Source organism: Burkholderia sp. LMG 13014 (assembly GCF_905232215.1).
Taxonomy (GTDB): domain Bacteria; phylum Pseudomonadota; class Gammaproteobacteria; order Burkholderiales; family Burkholderiaceae; genus Burkholderia.
Map to the genome: position 1 here is coordinate 1 of NZ_CAJNKE010000785.1, position 2,285 is coordinate 2,285.

General features: G+C 69.3%; 2 protein-coding genes and 1 pseudogene. 2 read left to right on the top strand and 1 reads right to left on the bottom strand.

Going from position 1 to position 2,285, the window contains the following annotated elements; genetic code table 11:
• Both JYJ84_RS34570 and gspK read left to right on the top strand, forming a co-directional pair.
• A partial coding sequence (locus JYJ84_RS34570) for a hypothetical protein (RefSeq protein ID WP_205190115.1) occupies window positions 1-383 on the top strand: 383 nt, incomplete at its 5' end.
• Window positions 384-416: 33 nt separating this feature from the next.
• On the top strand, window positions 417-1,412 hold the full coding sequence (gspK, locus tag JYJ84_RS34575) for a type II secretion system minor pseudopilin GspK (protein ID WP_175223342.1): 996 nt from the start codon (window positions 417-419) through the stop codon (window positions 1,410-1,412).
• Window positions 1,413-1,446: 34 nt separating this feature from the next.
• Here the strand turns inward: gspK and JYJ84_RS34580 are convergent.
• Window positions 1,447-2,285 (bottom strand): annotated as a pseudogene (locus JYJ84_RS34580) (type II toxin-antitoxin system Phd/YefM family antitoxin); the annotation flags it as partial.

A 2,285-nucleotide genomic window follows, 5' to 3' on the forward strand; every position in this document is an offset into this window, starting at 1 on the left:
GGACGATCGGCACGCTGCTGCTGATCGACGCGTCGAGCGACCAGCCGCTGTTCTGGATGCTCGCGATGGCGATCGTGCCGGTCGCGAACGGGGCGGCGATCGTCGCCGCGAACCAGCGCCATCACCGCACGCCGTTCACGCGGCGCTCGACGGTCGCGCTCTACCTGTTCTTCGTCGCAATGGCAGTCGGCTGTGCGCTGTTCGTGTTGCTGCTGTGGCGCTCGCATGCGATCGCATCGCTGGTCGGCCCGCTGGCGCTGACGACCAACGGTACGCACCCGGCGACGCTCGCGTTCTGGGTGGCCGGACTCACCGCGATGTTCGGCGTCACGTCATCTGCGCATGCGAGCATCGCCCATGCGTGGCTGGCGTTCGTGGACTGAGCGCCGTCACGCCGCCCTTGCAGGAGCATGCGAATGCATCGATACGGAAAGTCCGGGAGCGCGCGGCCGCGGCGCGAACGCGGCATCGCGATCGTCACGGTGCTGCTCGTCGTCGCGCTGGCGGCGACGCTCGCGGCGAGCGTGCTGTGGCGCCAGCAGGTCGCGACGCGCGACGTGGAGAACCAGCGGCTTGCGACGCAGACGATGTGGGTCGAACGCGCAGCGGTCGAATGGGCGCGTGCGACGCTGCGCGCGCAGAACGCGACGTCGAACGTCACGTTCGTCGGCCAGCCGTGGTCGTCGCCGGCCGCCGACGTGCAGCTCGCCGACCTGCTGCCGCCCGACGCCGCGGCGGTCAATGCGGAGCTGTCCCGTGCATGGATCTCCGGCCATGTCGAAGATGCGCAGGCGCGCTTCAACCTGACGAACCTCGTCACGCGCATCGCACCCGGCAAGCCGTGGCAGGCCAACGGTGAAGGCGTACTCGCGTACCGGCGGCTGCTGAGCCAGCTATCGCTCGATCCCGCGCTCGCGCAGCAGACGGCCGACTACATGCTGCGTTCGCTGCGCGACACGAACGGCCCCGACGGGTGGCCGCTGCAACTCGTGTCGATCGGCGATCTCGCCCGCATTCCCGGCTACGACGCACATGCGATCGAGACACTGGCGCCGTTCACGACGATCCTCCCGGACCTGACCACCGTCAACGCCAATACCGCCACCGAGCCCGTGCTCGTCGCCGCGATTCCGACACTGTCGGCCAGCCAGGCCAAGCGGCTCGTCGACCGGCGCGGCACCGCGTACTTCGTCAGCACCGGCGACATCGCCGAGTACCTGCTGCCCGCGCGCGGCGGCAATCCGACGCTGCCGGACGGCTCGACGGTCGGCGTCAACAGTCTCTACTTCATCGTGCATTGCCGCGTGCATTCGGCGCGCATCAACGCACGCGTCGACATACTGATCGCGCGCTACGGCAGCGGCAATTTCACGTGGACGTCGGTGATCTGGGTTCATCGGCTGACGAGTTGAACGCGGCGCCTGGGCGCCGCTTCGTCATCGTCGGCTAGTTCAGCGACGATTCGCTCAACGCGACCGAGCGCATGCCCTGCGCCGCCGCGCAGTCGAACGACAGCCGCGTGAGGCTCGTCTCGCGCACTTCGCCGAGCAGCCGGTTCCAGTCGTCGATCGACACGAGCAGCGCGATCGGCCGGTTGTACTTGGTGACCATCACGAGCGCCTCGCCCGCGTGCCGCAGCGCCTTCGACGGATTGCTGCTGAAGTCGCGCGTCGCCATCGCGATCGTGCGCAGGCTGAACACGTTTGCAGCCGGGTCACCGCCGTCGTCATGCAGCAGGTGTTCGAGCGTCGCCGCGCGCAGCAGCGCCTGCGACTTCGCGGACAGCCGGTTGTCGCGACGCCGGCGCCGCTCGCTGCGCGGATCGACGTGCACGGCAAGCATCCGCACGATCTGGCCGAGCGTCGCTGCAGGCAACTGGTCGTAGCGTCGCCACCAGTCAGACGGCAGCGCGATCATCATCCCCGCGTAGGTTGCGGTGACGCCGTCGGCGATATGCGACGGCACGCGTTCCGCGTCGCGCTCATCCAGACCGAGCGCGCCGCTGACGACGCGCGTCATCACACTGAACGCGTTGTACGCGAGCGCCGCGATGCCGCTCGCAAGCAGCGACGCGCGAGCAGGCACGCCGCCGAACAACGCGCCACCTAGTACCGCCTCGAGCGAAAACGGCAGCGCGTCGCGCCAGCGCCGGCGTGCCAGCTGCATCACCTCGCACGCATCGAACTGCTCCGCCGGCAGGTTCGTCAGCACCGCGACCATCGCGCCCGGGTGGCCGTCGAGGCCGTGACCGCGCCACTCGATCCGCCGGAGCGTTCCGGCCGCTT

Coding starts and splice junctions, on each gene's coding strand:
- gspK (WP_175223342.1), top strand. CDS start 417: ATGCATCGATACGGAAAGTCCGGGAGCGCGCGGCCGCGGCGCGAACGC.